This is a genomic window from Agrobacterium sp. MCAB5 (genome assembly GCF_052114365.1).
GTDB classification, from domain to species: Bacteria; Pseudomonadota; Alphaproteobacteria; order Rhizobiales; family Rhizobiaceae; genus Agrobacterium; species Agrobacterium tumefaciens.
In genome coordinates, this window is the sequence record NZ_JBFREP010000346.1 from 1 (window position 1) to 378 (window position 378).

1 protein-coding gene is annotated in these 378 nt (G+C 60.3%); it reads left to right on the forward strand.

The features are described from left to right. On the forward strand, window positions 1–378 hold a 378-nt coding region (locus AB4Z23_RS28960; protein ID WP_441361368.1), incomplete at both ends, for a c-type cytochrome.

Sequence of the window (378 nt, forward strand, 5' to 3'; positions counted from 1 at the left end):
GCGCAGGCCGCCGGTCCAATGGCGGAAGCGGTCGAAAACAGCCTGCAGTACCTTTCCGACGGCGACCTCAAAGCAATCGTCACCTATCTTAGAGACGTGCCGGCGATTGCATCTGGCAACACGCCATCGCGCGCCGTTCTGGGCAAGCCTTCGGTCGAGATAGAGGCGACGCTGCGCGGGCTACCCGGCCAGACGATGGATGAAAACGGTTTCCACGTGTTCAGCGGCAGCTGTGCTGCCTGCCATCAGGCGGAAGGGCAGGGCAACGAACATTATCCGTCACTGTTCCACAATACAGCGACTGGAGAAGATCGCCCGGACAATCTCGTCTCGACCATTCTTTACGGCCTGCATCGCACCGTTGGCGATCATGTCGCC